The 23,214-nt window shown below is 61.0% G+C and carries 24 protein-coding genes and 2 pseudogenes; 8 read left to right on the top strand and 18 right to left on the bottom strand.

Features of this window, described 5'->3' with window-relative positions:
* Genes QZ656_RS15220 through rpoD form a run of 4 tightly spaced genes read right to left on the bottom strand, consistent with a single transcriptional unit; the run spans position 1 to position 7,726 of the window.
* A complete protein-coding gene (locus QZ656_RS15220; RefSeq protein ID WP_291994174.1) occupies positions 1-1,020 on the bottom strand; it encodes a PD-(D/E)XK motif protein in 1,020 nt (339 codons plus the stop codon).
* The gene (locus QZ656_RS15215; RefSeq protein ID WP_291994173.1) at positions 1,004-3,844 is read right to left on the bottom strand and encodes a Z1 domain-containing protein; all 2,841 of its coding nucleotides are present in this window, start codon (positions 3,842-3,844) and stop codon (positions 1,004-1,006) included. The genes QZ656_RS15220 and QZ656_RS15215 overlap by 17 nt, the downstream gene beginning before the upstream one ends.
* Before the next feature lie 6 nt (positions 3,845-3,850).
* The gene (locus QZ656_RS15210) at positions 3,851-5,311 is read right to left on the bottom strand and encodes an ATP-binding protein (RefSeq protein WP_291994172.1); all 1,461 of its coding nucleotides are present in this window, start codon (positions 5,309-5,311) and stop codon (positions 3,851-3,853) included.
* A 51-nt stretch (positions 5,312-5,362) separates the two neighbouring features.
* The gene (gene rpoD, locus QZ656_RS15205; protein WP_291994171.1) at positions 5,363-7,726 is read right to left on the bottom strand and encodes an RNA polymerase sigma factor RpoD; all 2,364 of its coding nucleotides are present in this window, start codon (positions 7,724-7,726) and stop codon (positions 5,363-5,365) included.
* Between the two features lie 354 nt (positions 7,727-8,080).
* Between rpoD and QZ656_RS15200 the strand changes: the two genes are divergently transcribed.
* The 5 genes from QZ656_RS15200 (at position 8,081) to QZ656_RS15180 (ending at position 10,456) form a co-directional block, all read left to right on the top strand.
* Entirely contained in the window at positions 8,081-8,365 is a 285-nt protein-coding gene (locus tag QZ656_RS15200) for a type II toxin-antitoxin system prevent-host-death family antitoxin (protein WP_291994170.1), read from the top strand.
* 29 nt (positions 8,366-8,394) lie between these two features.
* Positions 8,395-8,721, top strand: coding sequence for a hypothetical protein (locus QZ656_RS15195; protein ID WP_291994169.1), 327 nt, complete (start codon positions 8,395-8,397; stop codon positions 8,719-8,721).
* Between the two features lie 105 nt (positions 8,722-8,826).
* Complete coding sequence (locus QZ656_RS15190; RefSeq protein ID WP_291994168.1) at positions 8,827-9,453, top strand: CCXG family PEP-CTERM protein; 627 nt, start codon at positions 8,827-8,829, stop codon at positions 9,451-9,453.
* 241 nt (positions 9,454-9,694) lie between these two features.
* Complete coding sequence (locus tag QZ656_RS15185) at positions 9,695-9,880, top strand: hypothetical protein (RefSeq protein ID WP_291994167.1); 186 nt, start codon at positions 9,695-9,697, stop codon at positions 9,878-9,880.
* Positions 9,881-10,171: 291 nt separating this feature from the next.
* Positions 10,172-10,456, top strand: a complete 285-nt coding sequence (locus QZ656_RS15180; RefSeq protein WP_291994166.1) for a type II toxin-antitoxin system prevent-host-death family antitoxin — start codon at positions 10,172-10,174, stop codon at positions 10,454-10,456.
* Positions 10,457-10,775: 319 nt separating this feature from the next.
* Here the strand turns inward: QZ656_RS15180 and QZ656_RS15175 are convergent, their stop codons facing one another.
* The 4 genes and pseudogenes from QZ656_RS15175 to QZ656_RS15160 all read right to left on the bottom strand — a co-directional run.
* Positions 10,776-11,843 carry a VCBS repeat-containing protein gene (locus QZ656_RS15175; protein WP_291994165.1) on the bottom strand — a complete coding sequence of 356 codons (1,068 nt, stop codon included), beginning with the start codon at positions 11,841-11,843 and terminating at the stop codon, positions 10,776-10,778.
* A 165-nt stretch (positions 11,844-12,008) separates the two neighbouring features.
* A pseudogene (locus QZ656_RS15170) lies at positions 12,009-12,257 on the bottom strand (transposase); the annotation flags it as partial.
* 110 nt (positions 12,258-12,367) lie between these two features.
* A complete protein-coding gene (locus QZ656_RS15165; protein WP_291994164.1) occupies positions 12,368-12,673 on the bottom strand; it encodes a transposase in 306 nt (101 codons plus the stop codon).
* Positions 12,674-12,767: 94 nt separating this feature from the next.
* A pseudogene (locus QZ656_RS15160) lies at positions 12,768-13,202 on the bottom strand (transposase family protein); the annotation flags it as partial.
* A gap of 579 nt (positions 13,203-13,781) precedes the next feature.
* Between QZ656_RS15160 and QZ656_RS15155 the strand changes: the two are divergent.
* The 3 genes from QZ656_RS15155 to QZ656_RS15145 all read left to right on the top strand — a co-directional run bounded on the left by QZ656_RS15155 (position 13,782) and on the right by QZ656_RS15145 (position 14,985).
* Positions 13,782-14,060 (top strand): type II toxin-antitoxin system prevent-host-death family antitoxin, encoded by a 279-nt coding sequence (locus QZ656_RS15155; protein ID WP_291994163.1) that lies wholly within the window; start codon positions 13,782-13,784, stop codon positions 14,058-14,060.
* 6 nt (positions 14,061-14,066) lie between these two features.
* A complete protein-coding gene (locus tag QZ656_RS15150; RefSeq protein WP_291994162.1) occupies positions 14,067-14,453 on the top strand; it encodes a type II toxin-antitoxin system VapC family toxin in 387 nt (128 codons plus the stop codon).
* Positions 14,454-14,697: 244 nt separating this feature from the next.
* Complete coding sequence (locus tag QZ656_RS15145) at positions 14,698-14,985, top strand: type II toxin-antitoxin system ParD family antitoxin (RefSeq protein WP_291994161.1); 288 nt, start codon at positions 14,698-14,700, stop codon at positions 14,983-14,985.
* Between the two features lie 406 nt (positions 14,986-15,391).
* Here QZ656_RS15145 and ureG read toward each other — a convergent pair whose 3' ends face one another.
* Genes ureG through urtC form a run of 10 tightly spaced genes read right to left on the bottom strand, consistent with a single transcriptional unit; the run spans position 15,392 to position 23,208 of the window.
* Entirely contained in the window at positions 15,392-16,003 is a 612-nt protein-coding gene (ureG, locus tag QZ656_RS15140; RefSeq protein ID WP_291994160.1) for an urease accessory protein UreG, read from the bottom strand.
* A 17-nt stretch (positions 16,004-16,020) separates the two neighbouring features.
* On the bottom strand, positions 16,021-16,692 hold the full coding sequence (locus QZ656_RS15135) for an urease accessory protein UreF (protein ID WP_291994159.1): 672 nt from the start codon (positions 16,690-16,692) through the stop codon (positions 16,021-16,023).
* Positions 16,689-17,231 carry an urease accessory protein UreE gene (ureE, locus tag QZ656_RS15130; RefSeq protein WP_291994158.1) on the bottom strand — a complete coding sequence of 181 codons (543 nt, stop codon included), beginning with the start codon at positions 17,229-17,231 and terminating at the stop codon, positions 16,689-16,691. The genes QZ656_RS15135 and ureE overlap by 4 nt, the downstream gene beginning before the upstream one ends.
* A gap of 7 nt (positions 17,232-17,238) precedes the next feature.
* Positions 17,239-18,966, bottom strand: a complete 1,728-nt coding sequence (gene ureC / locus QZ656_RS15125; RefSeq protein WP_291994157.1) for an urease subunit alpha — start codon at positions 18,964-18,966, stop codon at positions 17,239-17,241.
* Positions 18,963-19,271: an urease subunit beta gene (locus QZ656_RS15120; protein WP_291994156.1), complete on the bottom strand. Its 309-nt coding sequence runs from the start codon at positions 19,269-19,271 to the stop codon at positions 18,963-18,965. The genes ureC and QZ656_RS15120 overlap by 4 nt, the downstream gene beginning before the upstream one ends.
* Before the next feature lie 9 nt (positions 19,272-19,280).
* Complete coding sequence (locus QZ656_RS15115) at positions 19,281-19,583, bottom strand: urease subunit gamma (protein ID WP_291994155.1); 303 nt, start codon at positions 19,581-19,583, stop codon at positions 19,281-19,283.
* A gap of 17 nt (positions 19,584-19,600) precedes the next feature.
* On the bottom strand, positions 19,601-20,461 hold the full coding sequence (locus QZ656_RS15110) for an urease accessory protein UreD (protein WP_291994154.1): 861 nt from the start codon (positions 20,459-20,461) through the stop codon (positions 19,601-19,603).
* Positions 20,458-21,150 carry an urea ABC transporter ATP-binding subunit UrtE gene (gene urtE, locus QZ656_RS15105; protein ID WP_291994153.1) on the bottom strand — a complete coding sequence of 231 codons (693 nt, stop codon included), beginning with the start codon at positions 21,148-21,150 and terminating at the stop codon, positions 20,458-20,460. Before urtE ends, QZ656_RS15110 begins: the two co-directional genes overlap by 4 nt.
* A 4-nt stretch (positions 21,151-21,154) precedes the next feature.
* A complete protein-coding gene (urtD, locus tag QZ656_RS15100) occupies positions 21,155-21,991 on the bottom strand; it encodes an urea ABC transporter ATP-binding protein UrtD (protein ID WP_291994152.1) in 837 nt (278 codons plus the stop codon).
* Positions 21,988-23,208, bottom strand: coding sequence for an urea ABC transporter permease subunit UrtC (gene urtC, locus QZ656_RS15095; RefSeq protein WP_291994151.1), 1,221 nt, complete (start codon positions 23,206-23,208; stop codon positions 21,988-21,990). The genes urtD and urtC overlap by 4 nt, the downstream gene beginning before the upstream one ends.
* Positions 23,209-23,214 lie beyond the last annotated feature (6 nt).

Below are 23,214 nucleotides of genomic sequence, written 5' to 3'. Positions count from 1 at the left end.
TTAAATCACTCCAAGCCGTTCGAGTGCGCCCTCGATAGTCGTGTCCCATCCGTGGACGAGATCGAGATCAAGGTCGTAGCGCGCCGCCCTGATTTCCGGCGGAACGTTGCCTTGTGTAAGTCTCGGGAAACTACCGGCCACCAATAACAACTTGATTCCGACGACGGAGAAACGTCGTGTATAGCTTGAGGCCACCTGGTGAACGAACCCAGCATGAATTAGTCTGCTGTCAATCGCTGCCAAAACCGCGCCGTCGGCGCCAAGAGTGGCGCGTAGACGCATGACCAGTTCGGGAAGAGTCCGCCCAGCAGAGGACAGGGTGAGCCTGACACCCGCAAGAAAGATCGGTTGCACCACGGAATCGTCAAGTTGATCCAAGGAACCTACCTTCGCAGGAAAACCAGCGTGCGACAAAGTGCTCTTGACCTCGATAGCACCGGCACCAAGAGAAAAATCCCGGATACCGCCTAATGGTCCTTGCCATGCATCGACGGCCGACGACGGCCAGAGCCCAGCACTAGATATCGCCAGCAGCATTTCTATCTCGCCAAACAGTCCCAATTCCGCCTCCGCGCGAAGCAGGCCGTCATCACCCCTGAGCATGAATTCCTGCCACGCTCGTATTCTGGCTACGAACGCATCGACCACCGTCTCGCGATTCTGGTCTTTCATTGCCGCCAAGATCGCAACGACGTCGACTGCCATCGAAGCAAAAAAATCCAGTCGGCCCTGACTTTGCCGTATCAGTGCGATCCAAGTGAGACCCGGGATGCAGCCGCCGAAATCTGTTCGTGTGACGAGGAAACCCTTCCCCTGCGGAAGCTCCTCGGAGCGCGGAACACGCGCCGACTCAAACCCCACCAGAAGCGCCTCCTCGTTTCCCGGAAATCGACGTCCAGCGAAGAGTGGGCAGGGCGCTCCGCAGGCAACTCTGATGGTGCGCCATCCATTGCTCCCGGCATCGCCGGAGAGGGCACTCCAGGCGGCAAGAAGTTCGTCCCGTTCAGTCTGCAGGACCATATTCCTGCTCCCACAGCACGTTGTTGACCTTGTATTCGACCTTGAGCCCCGAATTGCTGCCTGGGAAACTCACGCCAAAAGCGATCACGGGTGGCGTGTCCTCCGGGAAATCAATCTCTGCTTTGGCCGGGTCCAGCGCATAGAGGATAAGCAAGCCCCGGTCCGGCCGCGCTGGTATACCACTGGCCCCAAAGCCACGAATCTTCCGAATTGCTGGACCGTTAGGAATCTCAGGGGTCATCGTGTCCGAGGACCTCGCCGGATCGGTCTTTCGTGCTGCCCGTGTCGCCGCAAGGGCCGCGTTCCACTGGGCTTCGTCAAGGTCTACCGCTTCGTCACGTGGGTCCAGCAGCCGGCCTATCGCGTAGCGATCGTCGAACTTCTTCTCGCCCCTGCGCTTGCTCATGCTGAGACACACGCCGGGAACCAGCTCGATCTCATCTCCCAAACCACTGCGCGCGAGCGCTACAGTCCAGCGGGTTAGCTCGCCCATACGTGCCATTGATTCGATAAATTCCGCCAGCATCGCGCTATTTACCTTCAGAGCGGCCGGGTGCGTTGAGTAGCCGGCGAAGAAGTCCGAGATCGCCGATGCGCTTGCATCCGACCAGAGGAACCCCGTCCACTTGTCGACTTTTCCGTCCATCATCCTTATTGGATCCATCTCGTCTGGTTTGCCAAGGGCCCTGAGTAGTCTTTGCGCTGCCTCAAGGTTATTTGAGATGTCGTGGCGACTCCTGCGGAGGGATACTGTTTCTAGAAGCTGCCCACTGAATGAGAGCATGAGGTTTTTCGCGGTACGCATCTTGAGACGCGACGTCACCATCAGAACGGAATGCGACTGCACCTTGAGGCCATATTCTCTGGGTGTTGCGCCGCTTGCGGCCATGAGGTCGAACTCTTCCCTCAGTTCCTCAGCCGCGTCGGCGATGTGACAGAACCAGTTGGAGAGTTCTGGAGTTGTGTAGAGACGGCAAAGATCCAAGTAGCCTGGGCGATACCCAAACCATCGGCCCATCTGCATCAGCGTGTCGTACATCTTTGACGCACGCAGGAAATAGCTCACGCATAGCCCCTCAAGCGTCAAACCACGAGCGAGCTTGTCGCCGCCGATGGCAATCACCTTGAGGCCCTTCCCAGAATTTTCAACATAATCGAGCGCATCTTTGGCCATACCATTGATCATTCGCACCGAGATATCAGCGGCGGCATCAGCCAGCTCTGCTTCCACTTCATCCCAGTTCGGCAAACCGGGTGAGTCGGGGACAGCCTGCGCCGTATGGCAGAAATCGTCGTCCCACAACCCCTTGAGACGCAAGAGAATGGGGCCGTCGTCGATCTTTCTGCGGAGTCTCTGGCTTAGGTAGCGCACATGTTCCGCGACTTGCCGATAGACTGCGCTTTGCACCGAATTAAACCGAGTCACATGCACAAGCATCGAGGAGTGGGCGTCACCTTGCCCACGGACACGACGTGCGGCGCACGCAAGAAGGAACGAGTCGACTGCCTCCGCAAGAGACGGGGGAAGGGTGTCATGCCCTTGATGGAGGGGGTGGTGGCCGTTTCTGTGTTTCTGCGGCATCCACCCTCCACCCTCGGGCGACACATGATCCACAATGTCGCGCAGGAGTGGCAACCCACCGATCCGCCCCTCCGAGGAGGCAAGTCCAAACACCTTGGCGGGACCCACGTAGTTCGATGGAGCAGCGAGGTTGACAATAAAGGCGGCTGGGAAAAGGTCTGGACCTTCTTCGATTGTTTCGCCCCGTTCGTGAATAAATATATTGGCAAACGGTGTGGCCGTATAGCCTACATAACCAACCCTTGCAAACGAGTGCAAGATTTTACGAACACAGCTGTTTATCGCTGTGGGTTGATGCTCGTCATCAGGCTTGCCATCGGAGTCGAAGATTTGCTCGCCGGTGTCGACCGAAGCATGGTCTGCCTCGTCATCGATAAGTAGTAAGGGGAGATGTGTGACGATTTTTCGTCCCGTCTTCGGATCCTGTAGGTTAGCTACGTGATTGCGTATCCAGCGGTAGAGGTGCTCCAAGACCGTCTTGTTCTTCTTGACAACAAACAGCAATGGCCTCTGCTCCGGCGTGATACCGAGGTTCATTGCCGCGGCAGTGCTGAAATCACCGCTCTCTGAACGATTTGTCACGAAGTTCGGCCTGATGGCCGGGTCACCGTCGATCTCCCCGACACCGATGACTCTGATGTCCTCTGCAACTGGCTTAGTCTCGTATCCGAGAAATCCCTCATCGAGTCTCATCTGAGTCTGCGAACGCAGGTTGTTGTGAAGCCCAGCAAGCACGACGATGATCTTGTAGCCCGCGTCTGCAGCTTTGCAGATCAGCCCCGTGTAGTTACCAGTCTTGCCTGATTGCACGTGCCCCACCACCAATCCTCGTCTGTCCCAAGAACCGTTGCGGGCAGGATCCTCAAGCATTCCGAGGATAGCATCGGTTGCCGCATCTAGGCCCTCGACCGCTTTCCAAGAGATCTCCCGCTCAAGAAATTCTCGATAGCGCTGCCAGTAGCGCCATTCGCGCTTTCTCGTTGCGTTTAGCCACGGTTGGTGGCCCTCGTTGTTTTTCAAGGTGGCGTCTTGACCGATCCAGATGCTAAAGCGCCTGATCAGTTCTTCGATCACCAGCCCACGGTCGAGGCCCTCTCCCCACTTCGGTTGCATTACTACTACCAAGTCAATTTTCTCGGCGATGAGAGTCGGTGTCACTGCGGATCTGTCGTCCTCTGCAAGCAGAAGTTCTTGAACGAACTTGACAACTCTCCGGCGGTTTTCCTCTGCAGTTGCTGCCATCTCAGGTCATTCCAGTGTGTCGATATCATCTGGCAGGGCTGCCACCAGTCCGGGGTAGTTATTGAATGGCTCCGTACATGCCAGTCGCTCGCGAGCCATCTTCGACGAGAGGCCTTTGCGCTTGATCATGTTCCTGAACAGGACACGGAGGACAACGGCAACTCCTTCGACTGGCTCGTCGGCAAAACCGGTACGTGGGGTTTCACGTGCTTCACTTGTATCGAGCCAGATTCGCTGCACCGGAATCGTTTCCTCGATTACACGAAGCATGGCCCGAATATCACCTTCCATGGTCCCCGCATCGTCAAGTACTGCACTGATCGCTGGATGATCTGGATCGATTCGGTATCGCATACCTCCCCTGAAATGCTCGGCACGCCAAGCCTGCAAGAGTGGTTGGTGGCTTGCCACTCGATTAACCTGTCCTCTGTGTGCAAAAACCCTACGGGCTCGCTCGCGAGCGTCTTCGGCAAGCCTCGTGAGTCTTTCCCGGAGATATACTGGCGGCCTTGCCCTAGATTTGCGGATGTCCAATTTCCATTCAGCATCCGATGTATTCGGGATATCCAGTCGAATTCGGGCAAGCCGATACGCCTCCTCTTTAGTCCACGGACGCGCACGCCCCAGACCGAGCCAGCTTCCCGCGACCAAAAGACGTTGATTACGATAAACATAGAATCCCTGCTGTGCAGTCCACCCGTCAAGACCGGCTGTCAAGTCGCTCTCGCGGGTATTTAGGCGATCCTTGTGAGGAAGCACGTAAGCTTGCATTTCCACAACCCCACATCCGCCAGAAACACGTTCGACGGGTGACGACCATGTCGCCGCGTGTGCTGCTAAAAAGGGATCCCAAGCCACGATAGGGCACCCGTTGATATGTAGGCGCAAGCACATTCCCGGTCCGGAAAGATAGCGGTGAAAAACCATCCCAAGGTGCCGTTCCACACCGTCAATGAGATCAAGGAAATTCTGTTCGCAGAAGCCGGCCGTGACGATCCGGTCGAGCTTTTCCCAAAGTACCAAGGTTCCTTGATCGCGTGAGAGCAGTGGTGAAATTAACTCCTCAGAGCCGTCTGCCGGGCCCTCAATCAGGTGCCACCCGCCGTCAGCACTGGCTGCCAAAACATCAAGGTCCCATTGCAGGCAGTCGGTAACGCTCCCCTGCCGACTGGCAACCGTCAGGCGACGGCATTGAGAAAACGAGGCTGTCTTCAACCCCAGTCCAAAGCGACCAAGATCATTGGCAGCCCGCTCGTCGGAAGGGTTTTTTTCACCCAAACGCATGGCGAGATCCAAATCGCGCGCGTTCATGCCTTCACCGTTGTCCAACACGGTGATTACGCTTGACGTCCCGTTCCACTTTAACTGGACATCTACCCTGTCCGCGCGCGCGGCAATACTGTTATCGATAACATCGGCTAGCGCAGTTGCCGTGGAGTAGCCGAGTCCGCGCAAGGCTTCGATCATGCAACTAGCCTTGGGGGGCGCGTGTCGCGTTCGATATGGGGTTTTCATCAGTCAGTCCAGGAAGTGACGCAGCCTTTCGGCACGTGACGGATGACGAAGTCTTCGCAGGCCCTTAGCCTCGATTTGGCGAATGCGCTCTCGAGTAACATCGAATTGCTTACCAATTTCGTCCAATGTATGGTCGGTATACATCTCGATGCCGAAGCGCAGCCGTAGCACCTTGGCTTCACGTGGCGGCAAGCTGCCCAGAACATCCCGCACGACATACTGGAGGCTGCGGTAGATATCGAGCGAGAAAGGGCCTGCGCCGGACTTATCCTCGACGGCATCTCCAAGGCACAAGTCGTCGTCGCCGATCGGCGTTTCCATCGAAATCGGCTCCTTGCTGATCTTCAGGATCTTGCGGATCTTCTCTTCCGGCATCTCCATCTTCTTGGCCAGCGTCGCCGGATCCGCTTCGAGACCGGTCTCCTGGAGGATTTGCCGGGAGATATGGTTCATCTTGTTGATCGTTTCGATCATGTGTACCGGGATGCGGATCGTCCGCGCCTGATCAGCAATCGAACGGGTGATGGCCTGCCGAATCCACCAAGTAGCGTAGGTCGAGAATCTGTAGCCGCGGCGGTATTCAAACTTGTCGACAGCCTTCATCAGGCCGATATTCCCTTCCTGGATGAGATCTAGGAACTGCAGGCCACGGTTGGCGTACTTTTTGGCGATCGAGATCACTAGGCGCAGATTGGCCTCGGTCATTTCTCGTTTAGCGCGGCGTGCCTTGGCTTCGCCGGTAGACATCTGCTTGTTGATGTCTTTCAGTTCCTTCAGCGGGATGCCGATACGGTCCTGCAGGGCAAGCAGCTTCCGTTGCTCCTCGGTGATGTTCGGGGCATTGCGCGTAAGGCTCGCAGCGTAGGTCTTGCCTGCCGTGGCGATTTGGTTTTCCACCCAGTCGAGGTTGAGTTCGTTGCCAGGGAAAACCTTGATGAAGTGCGTGCGCGGCATGCGCACCGTGTCAACGCAGATTCTCTGGATCCGCCGCTCACAGGTGCGCACTTCGTCAACCATGGCGCGCACTGTATCGCACAGGCCTTTGATGGTCTTCGAGGTGAAACGAATGCACATCATCTCGTCTGAGATCTGTTCCTGTAGCCGGAGATAGGCCTTGTCCTGAAAGCCCTTTTTGGCCAACAGCACCTGCGCCTTGCTGTGGCGGGTACGAATCAGCTCAAGGCGCTCGAGTCCTTCGATCTTGAGCTTGAGCAGGGCGACCGCTGCCCCTGCGCCTTCAGCCACGTCGCTGTTGTCGTCTTCGTCGCCCTCCCCCGCTTCCTCCAAGGCGCTCTCGCCATCGTGACAGATCAGCCCATCTATCAATTCCTCGATGCGCACTTCCTCACGAGCTATCTTGTCGGCGCAATTTAGGACTTCGGCGATTGTCGTCGGACACGCCGAGATGGCCTGAATTATTTGCTTTTGTCCGTCCTCGATTCGCTTGGCGGTCTCGACCTCGCCTTCAGGTGTGAGCCGAGCAATTTGATACATCTCGCGCACATATAAGCGCTCCGGGTCACTGTCATTGCGAAGGAAATTGTTTAGTGTCAAGAGGGCCTTGTTCGACATATCCTCCAGTTCTTCTGCAGGGCGGATTGGGATATCGTCGATAGACCACCCCCACTCTCCTTCAGAAACGACAGCACCAAGGTCACCCAATACAAGAAATATGTGCCTCACAAGTTCATCATCGGGCTCGTCATTCTCCTTTAGGGTGGCGTCAACGACCCAGTCTGCGGATATACCCCCCTCTTGCAACCCTAGAAGAAACAACTTCCTGACCGCGGCACAAGCATCGTCATCAAGATCGTTCCTGCGCCTGCGCGTTTCTTGAGCGCTTGGTAGGTCAAGATCAATTTCTGACCAGTCTTCGTCCACATCCTTAGGAATATGTCTCGCGATCTGGTGCTGGACCGCGGCGGCACGTAATAGATATTCGTGGTCAGGCGGTGAGGGTGGAGTGTCCGTCTCCTCGACCCATTCAGAGAGATCGAAATCCTCGGAATCCGTGTTAACGGTCAAGGTTGGAAGCGACGTGATGGCAACGTTTTTTTGTGGGTCGCCACTCAACGGCTGCATGGCAACAATATGCCCTTGGAGAAGTGAAATGACCTTCTGAAAACCAGCGTTTCTGGCCATCGTAAGCGCATCGCTCATCTCTGCATCGACGGCCCTCGGATCAGCACCGGCATCGAGAAGTAACTGGCAAATGGCTAGGTGGCCCCGCGAGGCTGCCAGCATGAGTGGCGTACGCCCCCGCTCGTCAACGGCGTTGACGTCGTCACCGCGTCTGATGTGCAGGCGCACAGCCACACCGACCCCAGCAAGCGCTGCCATCCTGAAAAGCGGCTTTAAGTTATCCACGGACCTTGAGTTCGACTGGTTCTTACGGGGTTACCGTGCCTGTGACAGCCATGTCCCCTTGATCGCGGCAGCTTAGCATGTCGCCGCATGCGCATGGCCGAAGAGTATTGGCGGTTGCGTAGATCCGCAGAAATTTGGCAGCGACCTGAGCGGTGAGATGTGAACGTAACAGGGGTCACGCACGCCCGCTGACTCTTGATAGTGTGGAGTTTCGTTAGAGCGGCGGGCCGCTGACCCGGACGTCGCGGCGGGTCACCCGCAGCCCACGTAACCGCCCACCGGAATACACGACAGTCGCCACAACGCCATTGCTTCAACCAGACTAAGTTGGTTTCTTGCCTGGAGGACATACGCATGCGAACGGTCAACATTCATGCCGCCAAGGCCCAGCTTTCTCGTTTGGTCGAGGAGGCTGCCGCCGGCGAGGAAATCATCATTGCCAAAGCTGGCAAGCCGATTTGCCGCCTGGTGCCGTTGGCAACGGCAACGATGGAACCGCGGGTACTCGGAATCCTGACCGGCAAGCTTGATGTGCCGGGGAGCTTCGACGATCCATTGCCCGACGAACTGATCGACCTCTTCTACGAGGGGCCAATTTTTCCCGAAGAATCGGCTAGGTCGCGCAAAGGTGAACGCTGAAAGTACGCCCTCCTCGATACGCATGTGCTGTGATCTGGTCACTGTATCAAGTTGAACACCTGCCGAGCGACCTGTGCGAAGCCCTGAGCAGGCCTGAGAACGACGTCTGTTTCAGCGCGGCCAGCATCTTCGAGATCGCCATCAAGACCGCGCCAAGGCGCTTCGACTTCAACTTCCGTCCCGATGACATAGCCGCAGCAACTCGCGAAACAAGCTTCGCCGAACTCCCGGTGTCCGCCAGTCAGGCGAGTCAGATCGCGCACCTGCCGCCTGTTAGCTGCTGCGCCGTTCCGCCCAAATCTGGCGTCGGCACAAGTGCGTTGTTGCGTCGTGCCGCGACTACCAGTCCGGGATAGCGCGGGAAAATTGCTTTGGCTTCTTCGTGAACTGCTTCACGGCGACTGCCGTTCGTCCCCGCTATTCTGAGCGCATCGAAACTCTTCTTTGGATCTGGACACCTTATGAAACGCATCGCTGTCGTCACCCTCGTTCTCGCTTCGCTCACCCTTGGTGCAGCAAATGCGCGAGCGGCCAGCATCACCTATGACGTTCGGTCCATAGACAACTATAGCTTTCCCTTGCCCACTTACCTGGCCGGCTGGGCGGCGCAGTCCACGCCCATTGCGTCGCAGTCGCTGAGTGATTTCAACGGATCTGTCGGCAGCAACAACGGCTACGACAGACTGACGGTAGGGTTTACCGTCTCTGCCGCGCACGCTGGCGACACCGTGTCCTTCCAACTCGCACCCGACGCCGGCTATGGCGGCGAAGTCTATCTGGACGGCATCCTGAAGAACCAAAAGACAAGTGACTTGTGGTGGGGCGGCGACTGGACTAATACTTCGGAACTGCTGATCGCCAACAGCGGACCGCTGGCACAAGGCAGCTACGTCCTGCAGGCATTCTGGGCGGAAGGATGCTGCAACGGTGGGCAAGGGGGGCGCTTCCGTTTGAATGACCAGAACTGGGAGAGCCTCACGGTAGCGAATCTCAACGCCCTCGCCGTGCCGGAGCCAGGCAGCATCGCCATCTTCGGCCTTGGCTTGGCCGGACTGATTGCTGTCCGCCGAAAGCGCGTCAGCTGCTAAGGAGCAAAATGGCTGGACCCGTGCCTCAGCGAAGCCGTTACACATTCGGGGTCAGCACGGTGATCTTGCGCATTGTCGAGCCAGCCGCCCCCAGTTTCCGGCGAGCTTCTCGTCGGCTGCGGCCTTGTTTTTCGTAGCTTCATTCTGTGAGCCTATCCCCGCCGCTGGCGGGCGGGGGAAACAGCGGAGCGTACGGCCAGTGCGGTGGGCGAATCGATCGATGCCGGAGGTACAAGGCTCCATGCCGACGATCGATCATTCCATGAAAAACATGAAACGATTCATGCCAGCGATAGACGCTTCCATGTCGACGATGGAAGCTTCCATCGCCAACGTCGAGCTTTCGCAAAACCGCCTGGCCAACGCTCCCCCACATACCGTTGAGCACCGTCACTGCGAGGAGCGTAGCGACGCGGCAGTCCAGTAGCCCCCTCCGACGACCGCGCTGACGCCGCCGCTGCAAAGCCCTGGATTGCTTCACTCCGTTCGCAATGACGGCCTGACGCCGGGGAAACGTGATCAAGGATGCTTGCGCGGTGACCTTCGGAGGCCATGCGGCTTGCTGGCGGAGCCGCCCGCGCGGACGCCGGCTGCGCCGCAATCAAGCCTTGCTCAAGCGCCTTCTCACGGAAGCACCCACCGGAATACACCACAGTCGCCAAAACGCCGTTCGACTAGACTAAGTACGTTTCTTGTTTCTTGGCTGAAGGAAGCGAGCATGCAAACGGGCAATATTCATGCCGCAAAGACCCAACTTTCTCGTTTGGTTGAGCAGGCTGCCGCTGGCGAGGAAATCATCATTGCCAAAGCTGGCAAGCCGATTTGCCGCCTGGTGCCGTTGGCAACGGCAACGATGGAACCGCGGGTACTCGGAATCCTGACCGGCAAGCTCAATGTGCGGGATAGCTTCGCTGGTCCATTGCCCGACGAACTGATCGACCTCTTCTACAAGGGGCCAATTTTCCCCGAAGAATCAGCCAGATCGCGCAAGGGTGAACGCTGAATGCGCATCCTCCGCGATACGCATGTGCTGATCTGGTCACTGCATCAGGTTGAACGCCTGCCGAGCGATCTGTGCAAAGCCCTAAGCAAGCGTGAGAACGACGACTATTTCAGCGCGGCCAGCATCTGGGAGATTGCCATCAAGTGCCGCACTCGACCTCAGCTCGGATGCGGTGCTGGAGTGTTTTTTTACAAGACATTGATTGCCACGGTGATCGCTCGTTTGCGCGGCGCCAACAAGGCACCGGCCAAGCTGAGTCAAGCCGCTGCAAAAAGGCAGGAGCTGCGGTGTCGATCTGAAACTGGCGCCGCCTTGATTTCTATACGGTCAAGTCGATCTGCTGCACGGTCCGGACCCTGCCGTCCTCTTGCAAATAGATTCCACTGGATCTGATCTGGCCTTGCAGAGCGTTGTTGTTGTCCTTCAGGTCAAATGATGTTTCAACGCTGGCCAGGCTTATTGCCCCGACATTGGCCTGTTTGAGCGTCGACAGCTGGTCGTTGCCGGTGCTGTCCTTGGTCCACACGCGTAACTGCGCGTAGGCGGCATCGTTTTCGTCGATCCAGCCGTTCTGATCGGCGTCGAGTTTGGATAGCTCGGCAAAACCGTCCCCTGTTTTTGCCCCGAACAGCTCTGATCCATTGTTGATCTTGCCGTCGCCATTTCGGTCAAGAGCAAGAAAACCACTGCCACCGGCGACGAAGTTGATGTCTTCGGTTTTGCCATCCGAGTTGAGGTCGAACTTGAAGCGTTGGCTAGTCAGTTGCGCTGCGTTGCCGTCGAAGTTGATAACCAACGGGTCCTTCTGCTGGCGTGCGTCGCCCAGGCGGATGCTGACATCGGATTCCTCGTGGTAGCTGCGGGCCATCGACAGTGAAAGGCTGAAACTGATTTCTTTACCATCCGCCGTGCGCACCACCCCCGTCGCTGCAAAGCTGGTCTGCTCGCTTTCGCTGTAAGACTCGTGGCGGTCATATTCGATGCCATAGCCGGATGGCTGTTGCTGAGGTGGCGCGGCTTCAGTCGATTGCGACGATTGGCCGGGATCCGCTACGGTAGGCACCGAGCCTGTCCCTTGCAGTTCGCTGGCGTCAAAGACTTTGACTTCATGGCCGGTCAGCATGGCGATCATGGCGCGGATGAGGCTCATCTTCGGGTCGTTCGCAGCCGCATCGATGCCCTCCCGGACGGCTGTGGCTTCGCTGGACTGCGCCATTCTTCCGGCTTCAGAGATCTGTACGGGGCCGGTGCCCGGCGCGCGTCCGCGCTGGCTGCCTTCTGAATCGGGCCGATTGCCGACCCAGGCGCGTGATGATTCATGAATTTCATGTTGCTGTGTTTTGCTGTGGCTGGCGCCCAGTCGTAGTTCGGCACTGGCAATTATCATGGCAATCTCCTTCAGCGTCCAATAACGCCACTTCTATGAGAGGCTAACGGCACTGAAAGGCGATTACTTGAGCGACGTTTGCAAGGTGTTTCGGCGTCAGGCGTTGGCCCATACCAGCCCCACTGAAGGGCGGCCGGCGGTGGCTGCCGTTGTAGACGACGCCGGTCACCAGTGGCCGATCAATGTCCCCTCGGACGACCGGCTTGGCGTCATGCTTGGCGCAGCGGTCACAACGATTGACTCGGTCGCGGCTGCCGCCGGCGTACTGTCTGGCACGCCGGCGAGCGCAGTGACCTGCCCCCGCAGCGGCGCGTTGGCCGCCAGCACCCCGAAGTAAGGATGCCGATGTCGACGCGGCGGCGGAATCAGCGCCGCCAGACGCTCGATCAGTTCGAGCGGCGTGAGCATGGGGCGACGCTGCCGCCGGAACCCGGCTTTATGCTCTAAGAGATCAGGTGTTCGGCGTCGATTTCACGTTAGCGCTCGAGCGCGAAGGGCGGGCGGGCGCAATACCACAGCAGACATCACAGGCCTTGCCGGTCAGAGCCTTCGATGCGCACGCTGGCGTCGAGCGAGAAGCCGCCACCGGGCTCCGAGTTCACCATCGCCTCGGCCTCTTCCGGCTCGAGCACACCGCGTCGGGGCAACCCGCTCAGCAGACGGCGGCGGACCTTGGCGTGGGCTTCGTCGAGCAACTTCTGGTCGGAGGCACGGCTTTCGTGAAACGTCGCCACTCCCCAGGCGTCCGCCTCGAAGACACTCTCGATGACGAGCCGGTGGAAGCGCTCAGGCGGATTGAGCAGCGCGCCAAAGCGGTGGAGGAAGGCCAACGCGCCAATCCGGGATTCGGGGCCCGCAGCCGGGCAGGAGCAACGGTCACGATGGTCAGCGGCTGCAGGACGGCGATTGTGGCGAATTCGGCACACGCGCTTGGCTGACATGATGATTGATCACGCGCCACAGTCTGCGACTGCGCACGCGCAGCAGTCGGCCGGCCGCCAGGACCGGCATGGTCGGCGCCAGCATCAGCGTCAAAGCCTCGAACAGCAGGGTGAAGCGACTGCCTTCACGCGCCCACGGTACGGCGATCTGCGTCACCTTGCCGCAACCGGCACAGGCCACTCGCGGCACCTCGGCATGCAGGTGCGCTTCGAACTGGAAAAAATCCAGATGGCGCCACGAGCGCGCCAGGCGGTCGTGGAGCGGCTGCGCCGCCGCACCGCAAGCCGGGCAAGCATGAATGGCGGCGCCAAACCGGACCTGGAAATCGATCCGTCCCGACTCTGGCTTGAAGATGACTTCTTCTACCTGCCAAGGAGCAACGAGGCCCAGAGCCTGGGTGAACAGCGTTTCAATCATGAGGAAGCGACCGCGAGAGGAAAGCCCGCCGCCATTGTCCTCCATGCCGAGGGCAGCAGACTGCCTTCCTCGGCCCGGAGGAAGCGTCAGCGAGGGGGCGGTGATGTCAAGGGCGGACGCAGTCCGGGCGCAGCCGAACCCTTGACATCACCGCCTCCTCAAACCGACAAAACCAGCGCCCGTTCCACACGAAACGACATAGACCCAGTCTTCGCCGCTCACTACTCCGAGCCAGCACCTGGTATCCCCGAACTGAAACGGCCGTTGTGAATACGGTGGGTGCCATCCGGCGCAGACCACTCACGGCCAAGCTTCTACGGTCAGGCAACGCTGCCACCAACACCATAGGGGAAACCACCACACGCTCGCCGGATTTTTAGCGCGTGGCGAGGCGCTTATCCGCAGTCTACCCGACTGCCCGGGGCCAGTCGTCGGCTTCATCCGTCGCCGGCTCGGTAAGCAAGCCCTGCGCAAGCGCCTTCTCACGGAACTGCCACCAGAACACACAACAGTCGCCAAAACGCCGTTAGTTCGACTAGACTAAGTGCGTTTCTTGTTTCTTGGCTGAAGGAAGTGAGCATGCAAATGGTCAATATTCATGCCGCAAAGACCCAACTTTCTCGTTTGGTTGAGCAGGCTGCCGCTGGCGAGGAAATCATCATTGCCAAAGCTGGCAAGCCGATTTGCCGCCTGGTGCCGTTGGCAACGGCAACGATGGAACCGCGGGTACTCGGAATCCTGACCGGCAAGCTCGAGGTGCCGGAAAGCTTCGACGATCCATTGCCCGACGAACTGATCGACCTCTTTTACAAGGGGCCAATTTTCCCCGAAAAATCGGCCAGGTCGCGCAAGGCTTAACGCTGAATGCGCATCCTCCTCGATACGCACGTACTCATCTGCTCACTGCATCATGTTGAACGCCTGCCGAGCGACCTGTGCGAAGCCCTGAGCAGGCGTGAGAACGACGTCTATTTCAGCGCGGCCAGCATCTGGGAGATCGCCATCAAGACCGCACTGAGACGCTTCGACTTCAACTACCGTCCCGATGACATTGCCGCTGCAGCTCGCGAAACAGGCTTCGCCGAACTCCCCGTGTCCGCCAGCCAAGCGAGCCAGGTCGCGCAGCTCCCGCCCATTCATGACGATCCATTCGACCGCTTGTTGATCGCCCAGGCATTGTCCATGCCGGCCACCCTGGTTACTGCCAACGCTGTGTTGTCCGCTTATAGCGAACTTGTTCGGGTGATTTGACGGCAAGCACGGCCTCGATGTATGGCAGCGCACCGGGACTCGCGCGCGGGCCTTGCGCCACAGGGGTTCCTGGTCGCTGATTGCCAGGCGTTGCGGCAAAGCACGTGGCCGGGAAGATTGCTGCAACTGCCGTCGGGATCGGCACGACTGCCGGAATGGCGCGATGACTGGCAGCTGTTGTGCTTGATCGAACGCTTGTGTATTGGTATCCAATTACACATGATCAGCCAACAAAGGAGTCGTCATGCCGAGAAACACCAGCGTCACCCTGGGTGAACACTGCGAAGGCTTTATCGCTCAGCAGATCGATGCCGGACGCTTCGAGTCCAAGAGCGAGGTGGTGCGCGCCGCAATGCGGCTACTCGAAGAGCACGAACAGAGAGTGAGCGCTTTGCGTCAAGCCCTGGTCGAGGGCGAGACGAGTGGCGAACCCGCGCCCTTCGCGATGGCGTCGATCGCCGCCGAAGCGCGCCGGGAGGCCAAGAACGGTTCTGTTGGCGGTTGCCCGCAGGAATTTTGGCGGCGACGCTGAGAGGTGAACGAAACAGGGGCCAAGCAGGCCCCTGCGTTTTGATGGTGGAGAGTTTTCTTGGAACGGCAGCGCGCTGACCCGGGCATCGCGGCGGGTCGGCCGCAGCTTGCGGAAGCGGGTCTGCAAGGCGGCTTCGTGGTGCGCCCAGATCCGATGGCGATAATTTGGCGCTTGGCGTTGTCGATACGGCTCAAAAGCAGTGAGAGGATGGCACTGGATTGCCGCGTCGGCTGCGCCTCCTCGCAATGACGGGGGGTGCGCGGGAGGGATAGCTAGCGCAGGGGTTTGACGCGGCTTTCAGTCGCGCTCTGCGGAAAATCGCGACAAGAACGCAGCAGCACTACACCCACGCACGCGTCGTTGCCAGGCGGCGTAGCCGCCGTGGCAATCCAGACGCCGCGCCGGACTAGCGCAGCAAGCCCTGCGACTCGATGAAGGCAATGATCTCGGCCAGCCCGTCGCCGGTTTTCATGTTGCTGAAAACAAACGGCCGCTCGCCGCGCATGCGCCGGCTGTCGCTATCCATGACTTGCAGCGAGGCGCCAACCATTGGCGCCAGATCGGTCTTGTTGATCACCAGCAGGTCGGATTTGGTGATCCCCGGGCCGCCTTTGCGCGGGATCTTTTCGCCAGCGGCGACGTCGATCACGTAGATCGTCAGGTCGGAGAGTTCGGGGCTGAAGGTCGCCGCCAGATTGTCGCCGCCGGACTCGACGAAGACGATCTCGATGTCGGGAAAAGCCGTCGTCAGGCGAGCCACCGCTTCGAGGTTGATCGACGCGTCCTCGCGAATCGCGGTATGCGGGCAGCCGCCGGTTTCGACGCCGAGAATACGCGCCTGTGGCAAGGCCGCGTGCTGGACGAGAAATTTCGCGTCTTCGGCGGTATAGATGTCGTTGGTCACCACGCCGAGGCTGTACTTGTCGCGCAGCGCCAGACACAGCGCCAGGGTGAGCGCGGTCTTGCCGGAACCGACCGGGCCGCCGATACCGATACGCAGCGCAGGACGTGGGGTCATCTTGGGGTCACTTTCTTTCATGAGCGGAAGAGTCTCGTGTATTGCGTTTCGTGGCAGCTGCACGCCAGCGCCAGGCCGGGAGCGAAGTTACTCCAGCGTTCTTCGGGAAGGACCAGCGCCTGCTCGACGACACGCGGCAGGCGACTGCCGAGAGCCAGCAGGATGCGCTGTCCGGCGCTCTGCCCGAGCGGCACCGCCTTGAGCGCCGCCATCGCCTGGTTTTCGCACCACGACCACAGATACGCCGTCAGCGAATCGGCCAGCGGGATTTTCCAGACGGCGGCGGCGAGCGCCCAGCCGACCGGAAAGGACACTTCTGCCAGCGCGTCGTAAGCCGGCGGCACGGTGAAGTCGTCCAGCTCGTGCAGCAGCCGGCGCAGCGAATAACCCATCTGCAGCGTCTCGGCGCGCAGCTCGGACGACTCGCGACTGGCCACGAAGTCGGCGTTGAGACGTTCGATTTCGCCATGCTCCCGATTCGCCCAGGCGCGCTGCAACTGCGCGGTGAGCGGCGCCTCGAAGCAGCCGATACCGTCTTCGAGCACAGCGGCGATCCACTCCAGAGCGCTCGGCTGGTCGTGCACCAGACCACTTTCGACGACCCACTCGAGGCCCTGCGAATAGGTGTAGGCGCCGACCGGCAGCGCCGGACTGGCGAGCTGCAGCAGACGAGGCAGTGCCGGACTCACTTGAACTCGTGGATTTTTGCCGGCGAGCGATGCGGGCCGTGCCCGGGATGGTGCGCTTCGTTGACGTCGGCGCCTGGCAGCGGCCGGTAGTCGTGCGTCGGAGCATGGCCATGCGCTGGTGCACCGTAGGCGCCACCCTCGGGGTCGAAGGGTGCTTCGACCTCGCTGACCGGGCAGCCGAGGCCGCGCAGCATTTCGGCCAGCACGTGGTCCGGCTGAAAGCGTAGAAAGCGCTGGTCGAGCTGTACGGGTACGTGCCGATTGCCGAGGTGGTACGCGGCGCGACCGAGCAGCAAGCTGTCGTCTGTGCGCACTTCGAGCAACACTTCCGAGGCCGCCTCGACCACGACGACCAGACCGTTGCCGGTGAGCAGGCGGTCGCCGTGTTTGAGCACGGTACCCGACGGCAGGACGTAGCCCAGCTCCTCGCCGCTGAGCAGCGTCACTCGCTGCCGGCTCTTGCGGCGCACTTCGTAGGGCAACACCAGGCGATCGCTGGCGGGGGTTTCGGCATCGGCGAAGGATTCGGCAAAAAGCATGCTTGGCTCAGAAAAGGAAATAGCGTTGCGCCATCGGCAGAACGCTTGCCGGCTCGCAGACCAACAGCTCGCCATCGGCGCGTACGGCGTAGGTTTCAGGATCGACGTCGATCTTCGGCGTCGCTGCGTTGTGCACCATGTCCGACTTCTTCACCTGGCGGGTGTCGCGAACGGCGAACAGTGGCTTGCTCAGTTGCAGCGCCGCCAGCGCGGGATTGTCCAGCGCGGCCTGCGAAACGAAGGTCACGGAGGTCCGCAGCGCCTTGCCGAAAGCGCCGAACATCGGCCGATAGTGCACCGGTTGCGGCGTCGGAATCGACGCGTTGGCGTCGCCCATCGCGGCCGCGGCAATCATTCCGCCCTTGACGATCAGCGACGGCTTGACGCCGAAGAAAGCCGGCTTCCAGAGCACCAGGTCAGCGAGCTTGCCTACGGCGATCGAACCGACCAGATGGCCGATGCCGTGCGTGATCGCCGGGTTGATGGTGTACTTGGCGAGGTAGCGCTTGACGCGGAAATTGTCGTTGTCGCTCGCTGGCGAGCCGTCGCCGCCAGCCGCCGGTGCCGCTAAGTGGCCGCGCTGCACCTTCATCTTGTGCGCCGTCTGCCAGGTGCGGATGATCACTTCGCCGACGCGACCCATCGCCTGCGAGTCCGACGACATCATCGACAGCGCGCCAAGGTCGTGCAGGATGTCTTCGGCGGCGATCGTCTCGCGGCGGATGCGGCTCTCGGCGAAAGCGACGTCTTCGGCGATCGCCGGGTCGAGGTGGTGACAAACCATCAGCATGTCGAGATGCTCGTCGACGGTATTCACCGTGTACGGCCGCGTCGGGTTGGTCGACGACGGCAGGACGTTGCTCTCGGAAATCGCCCGCAGGATGTCGGGTGCGTGGCCGCCACCGGCGCCTTCGGTGTGGAAGGTATGGATCGTCCGCCCCTTGAAGGCGGCCAGCGTCGTTTCGACGAAACCCGATTCGTTGAGCGTGTCGGTGTGAATCGCCACCTGCACGTCCATCTCGTCGGCGACCGCCAGGCAGTTGTCGATCGCCGCCGGCGTCGTCCCCCAGTCCTCGTGCAGCTTGAGACCGATGGCGCCGGCGCGCACCTGTTCGCGCAGCGGTTCGGGCAGCGAGACGTTGCCCTTGCCGTAGAAACCGAGATTCATCGGAAACGCGTCGGCGGCTTCGAGCATGCGCTGAATATGCCACGGCCCCGGCGTACAGGTCGTCGCGAAGGTGCCGGTCGCCGGGCCGGTACCGCCGCCGAGCATGGTCGTGATCCCCGACATCAGCGCTTCGTCGATCTGCTGCGGGCAGATGAAATGGATGTGCGAGTCGATGCCGCCGGCGGTGACGATCATCCCTTCGCCGGCGATGATTTCGGTGCTGCCGCCGATGGCGATCGTCACGGACGGCTGGATGTCCGGATTGCCGGCCTTGCCGATGGCGCAGATACGGCCGTCCTTGATGCCGATGTCGGCCTTGACGATTCCCCAGTGGTCGACAATCAGCGCGTTGGTGATCACCGTATCGGCGACTTTGGCGGCGACTTGCTGGCCCTGCCCCATGCCGTCACGAATGACCTTGCCGCCGCCAAACTTGACCTCGTCGCCGTAGACCGTGAAATCGTCCTCGACTTCGATCCACAACTCGGTGTCGGCTAGACGCACGCAGTCGCCGAGCGTCGGCCCGAACATCTCGGCGTAGGCCTGCCGGGAGATCTTGACGCTCATTCCAGGCCTCCCATCACCAGGCCGTTGAAACCATAGATGCGGCGCTCGCCGGCCAGCGCCACCAGCTGCACGCTACGCGTCTGCCCGGGTTCGAAACGCACCGCCGTACCGGCGGCGATATCGAGCCGAAAACCGCGCGCCGCCGCGCGGTCGAAAGCCAGCGCGCTATTGGTTTCGGCAAAGTGATAATGCGAACCGACCTGAATCGGCCGGTCGCCGGTATTGGCGACGCTCAGTTGCACCGTCGCACGGCCGGCGTTGAGTTCAATCTCGCCGAGCTGAACGTGCATTTCTCCTGGGATCATGGCGCCTCCTCAGACGATCGGGTGGTGAACGGTGACCAGCTTGGTACCGTCCGGGAAGGTCGCTTCGACCTGGATGTCGTGGATCATCTCGGGAACGCCTTCCATTACGTCGTCGCGGCGCAGGATCGTCGTGCCGAAACTCATCAGCTCGGCGACCGTTCGCCCGTCGCGCGCGCCTTCGACGATGGCCATGCTGATCAGCGCCACCGACTCCGGGTAGTTGAGCTTCAGCCCGCGCGCCTGGCGTCGTTCGGCGAGCAGCGCGGCGGTGAACAGCAGCAGCTTGTCTTTTTCTCTCGGCGTCAGTTCCATACGGCTTTCCAATCCATTCAGGTATTCCAGATCCGTGGCGGCACGGCGAGCCTGCCGAGCGCCAGCGGGCGCAACTGCTTCCACACTTCAGTCAACCACGCTCGCGCCGCCTCGCTACCCGGCGCCAGACAGCGGGCGACCAGCACCTCGGGCAGCGCGGTCACTCCCGCCAGCACGCCATCGGCTACCGGCAGCGCCCGGCAGGCATCGAGCCAGTCGCGCTCGACCGCCCGGCCGGCGAGCAGCAAGGTCGCGCTGACCGGCCGACCGGCGAGACCCGCGGCGGCGTCCAACCACGATGAGCCACCGCGCAGCCGACCACGTTCCAGCCACAGCGGCCGTCCGTCGCGTTCGATCCGCGTCGCCAGCTCGAGCTGGCCGCGACTGAAGCGTTCGCCGGCGGCCGTTCGTCCGAGGCAGAGAATTTCCCAGCCGCAGAAAACGGCGCCGGCAGCAAGCTCGACCTGCGTCTGCATCTGTGCCTCGGCGCCGTCGAAGACAATCGTCTCCTGCGGCAGATACTCGACCATGCCGCCCTCGCCGACCCGCAGGCGCAGCGACTGCCGCGCCTGCCGACCGCCCGAACGATACCACTTGCCGGCGCCCGGCGTCGTCAAGAGCGCATGCGCTGCCGGCGCGGCGCTGACCGTGATCTCCAGGCTGTCGCCACCGGCGATGCCGCCCGGCGGGTGCAGCACGATCGCATGGCAAACCTCCGGGCCTTCCGGGTACAGCGCTTTCTGGACGCGCAGTGGGCCGTAGTGCTCGCAGCGCACCAGCGCGCTCTTCTCGCCACGGCGCTCGAAGCCGAGCGTCAGCCGTGCCTGCCAGCCGGGGCGAGCCGCTTCCTCGAGCGCCCGCTGCTGCGCCGTGCTCAAACAGCCAGCGCTGCCAGAACGCCGTCTTTCTCCATGTCTTCGCCTCGTCCGCGCATGATGATTTCGCCACGCTCCATCACCAGGTACTGGTCGGCGAGAGAACGCGCGAAATCATAGTACTGTTCGACGAGCAGAATGGCCATTTCGCCACTTTGCGCGAGCGCCCGGATGGCGCGCTCGATGTCCTTGATGATCGATGGCTGGATACCTTCGGTCGGCTCGTCGAGGATCAGCAGTTTCGGGCCCATCGCCAGCGCCCGGCCAATCGCCAGCTGTTGTTGCTGGCCACCGGAAAGGTCGCCGCCGCGCCGCCGCAGCATCTGCCGCAGCACTGGGAACATCTCGAAGATGCGCTCGGGAATCGGCGTGCCGCCCGGACGACTGGCGAGCCCCATCAGCAGGTTCTCGTGCACCGTCAGGCGCGGAAAGATCTCGCGTCCCTGCGGCACGTAGCCGATGCCGGCGCGGACGCGCTGGTGCGACGCGCTGCGCACCAGGTCGCGACCGGCGAACTCGATGCTGCCGCCCCTGGTTGGCACCATGCCCATCAGCGACTTGAGCAGCGTCGATTTGCCGACGCCGTTGCGGCCGAGAATGGTCGTTACCTTGCCGGCTTCGGCAGTAAAACTGAGGTCGCGCAGGATATGGCTGCCGCCGTAGAACTGGTTGAGATTCTTGACGTTCAACATCGCTTCAGCGCCCCAGGTAGACTTCAATGACGCGCGCGTCGGCTTGTACTTCGTCGAGCGCGCCCTCGGCAAGAACGCTGCCTTCGTGCAGGACGGTGACCTTACCGCCGAGCTGCTTGACGAAGGCCATGTCGTGCTCGACAACGACCAGCGAATGCTGGCCGGCGAGCGACAGGAAGAGTTCGCCGGTGCGCTCGGTTTCTTCGTCGGTCATGCCGGCGACCGGCTCGTCGAGCAGCAGTAGCCGCGGCTCCTGCATCAACAGCATGCCGATCTCCAGCCATTGTTTCTGGCCGTGCGACAGCAGCCCGGCCAGCCGCTTGGCGTGCGCGCCGAGGCGGATCGTCTGCAGCGTCTCGGCGATGCGGTCGCTGGCCGCCGAGTCGAGCATCGCCATCAGGCTGCGCCAGACGCGCTTGTCCGTTTTCATCGCCAGCTCGAGGTTCTCGAAAACGGTGTGGTTCTCGAAAATCGTCGGCTTCTGGAACTTGCGGCCGATGCCGGCGTGCGCAATCTCGGGTTCGGAGAGACGCGTCAGGTCGAGCGTCTGGCCGAAGAACGCGGTTCCCTCGTCGGGCCGCGTCTTGCCGGTGATGACGTCCATCATCGTCGTCTTGCCGGCGCCGTTCGGCCCGATGATGCAGCGCAGCTCGCCGGCGTCGATCGCCAGCGACAACTTGTTCAGCGCCCGGAAGCCGTCGAAGCTGACGGTGATGTCTTCGAGATATAGGACAACCTTGTGCGACAGGTCGAGCTGGCCTGGCTTGAGCATGTGGCCCAGTTCGGCGCTACCGCTGTCCCAGTCGGGGTTGTCGCTGACCACCAGATCGCCGGTATTCATGCGCGCGCTCCTTTCGCTGCCGGCGGCGGCGCCGGCCGTGGCTCGACGGGTGTCGGCTGTGGCGCTCGCGGCGCCGGACTGGTCGCCGGCCGGGTCGCCTGCCTGCTCCTGCTGCGCAAGCGCAGGAAGAGGCCGACGACGCCTTGCGGCAACCACAGCGTCGAGACGATGAACAGCGCGCCGAGGAAGAACAGCCAGTACTCGGGGAAGCTGACCGTGAACCAGCTCTTGGCGAGGTTGACGATGAAGGCGCCAATGACCGCGCCGATCAGCGTGCCGCGGCCGCCGACGGCGACCCAGATGGCGATCTCGATCGAGTTGGCTACGGCCATTTCGGAGGGGTTGATGATCCCCACCTGCGGCACGTAAAGCGCCCCGGCGATGGCGCACAACATCGCCGACAGCGTCCACACGAAAAGCTTGTACCACAGCGGGTTGTAGCCGATGAACATGACGCGTGATTCAGAGTCGCGGATCGCCGTCAGGATGCGGCCGAACTTCGACGTCACCAGGAAACGCGCCAGCAGCAGCGTGCCGATCAAGGCCAGCGCCGACAGGCCGAAGAGCACCACCCGCGTTTCCGGCGCGGTGATCGAATAGCCGAGGATGCGCTTGAAGTCGGTGAAGCCGTTGTTGCCGCCGAAACCCGTTTCGTTGCGGAAGAAGAGCAGCATCGCCGCGTAGGTCAGCGCCTGCGTGATGATCGAGAAATAGACGCCCTTGATCCGTGAGCGGAAAGCGAAAAAGCCGAAGACGAAAGCGATCAGGGCCGGCACGATCAGCACCAGCAGGACGGCCCACACGAAGTGCTCGCTGCCGGTCCAGAACCACGGCACCTCCTGCCAGTCGAGGAAGACCATGAAATCGGGCAAATCGCTCTGGTAGCTGCCGTCGCGCCCGATCTCGCGCATCAGATACATGCCGAAGGTGTAGCCGCCGAGCGCGAAGAAGAGACCGTGGCCAAGCGAGAGGATGCCTCCGTAACCCCAGATCAGGTCCATCGCCACGGCGACGATCGCATAGCAGAGGATCTTGCCGGTCAGGGTGATGAAGTAGGTCGACAGATGCAGCGGACTCTCGGGCGGCAGCAGCAGGTGCAGGACCGGCACGACAATCAGCGCGAAGACGGCGAACAGCCCGACCAGCAGCCAGCTGCGCGCGTCGAAGCTGCGCCCGAGACGGACGATGAAGGGCGTGCGGGCAGGCGAAGAACTCATGGACGC

The sequence above is a fragment of the Candidatus Accumulibacter sp. ACC003 genome (assembly GCF_907163085.1).
Lineage (GTDB): Bacteria > Pseudomonadota > Gammaproteobacteria > Burkholderiales > Rhodocyclaceae > Accumulibacter.
Note: the sequence above shows the minus strand (reverse complement) of the source record. Positions and strands in the feature narration are given on the sequence as shown.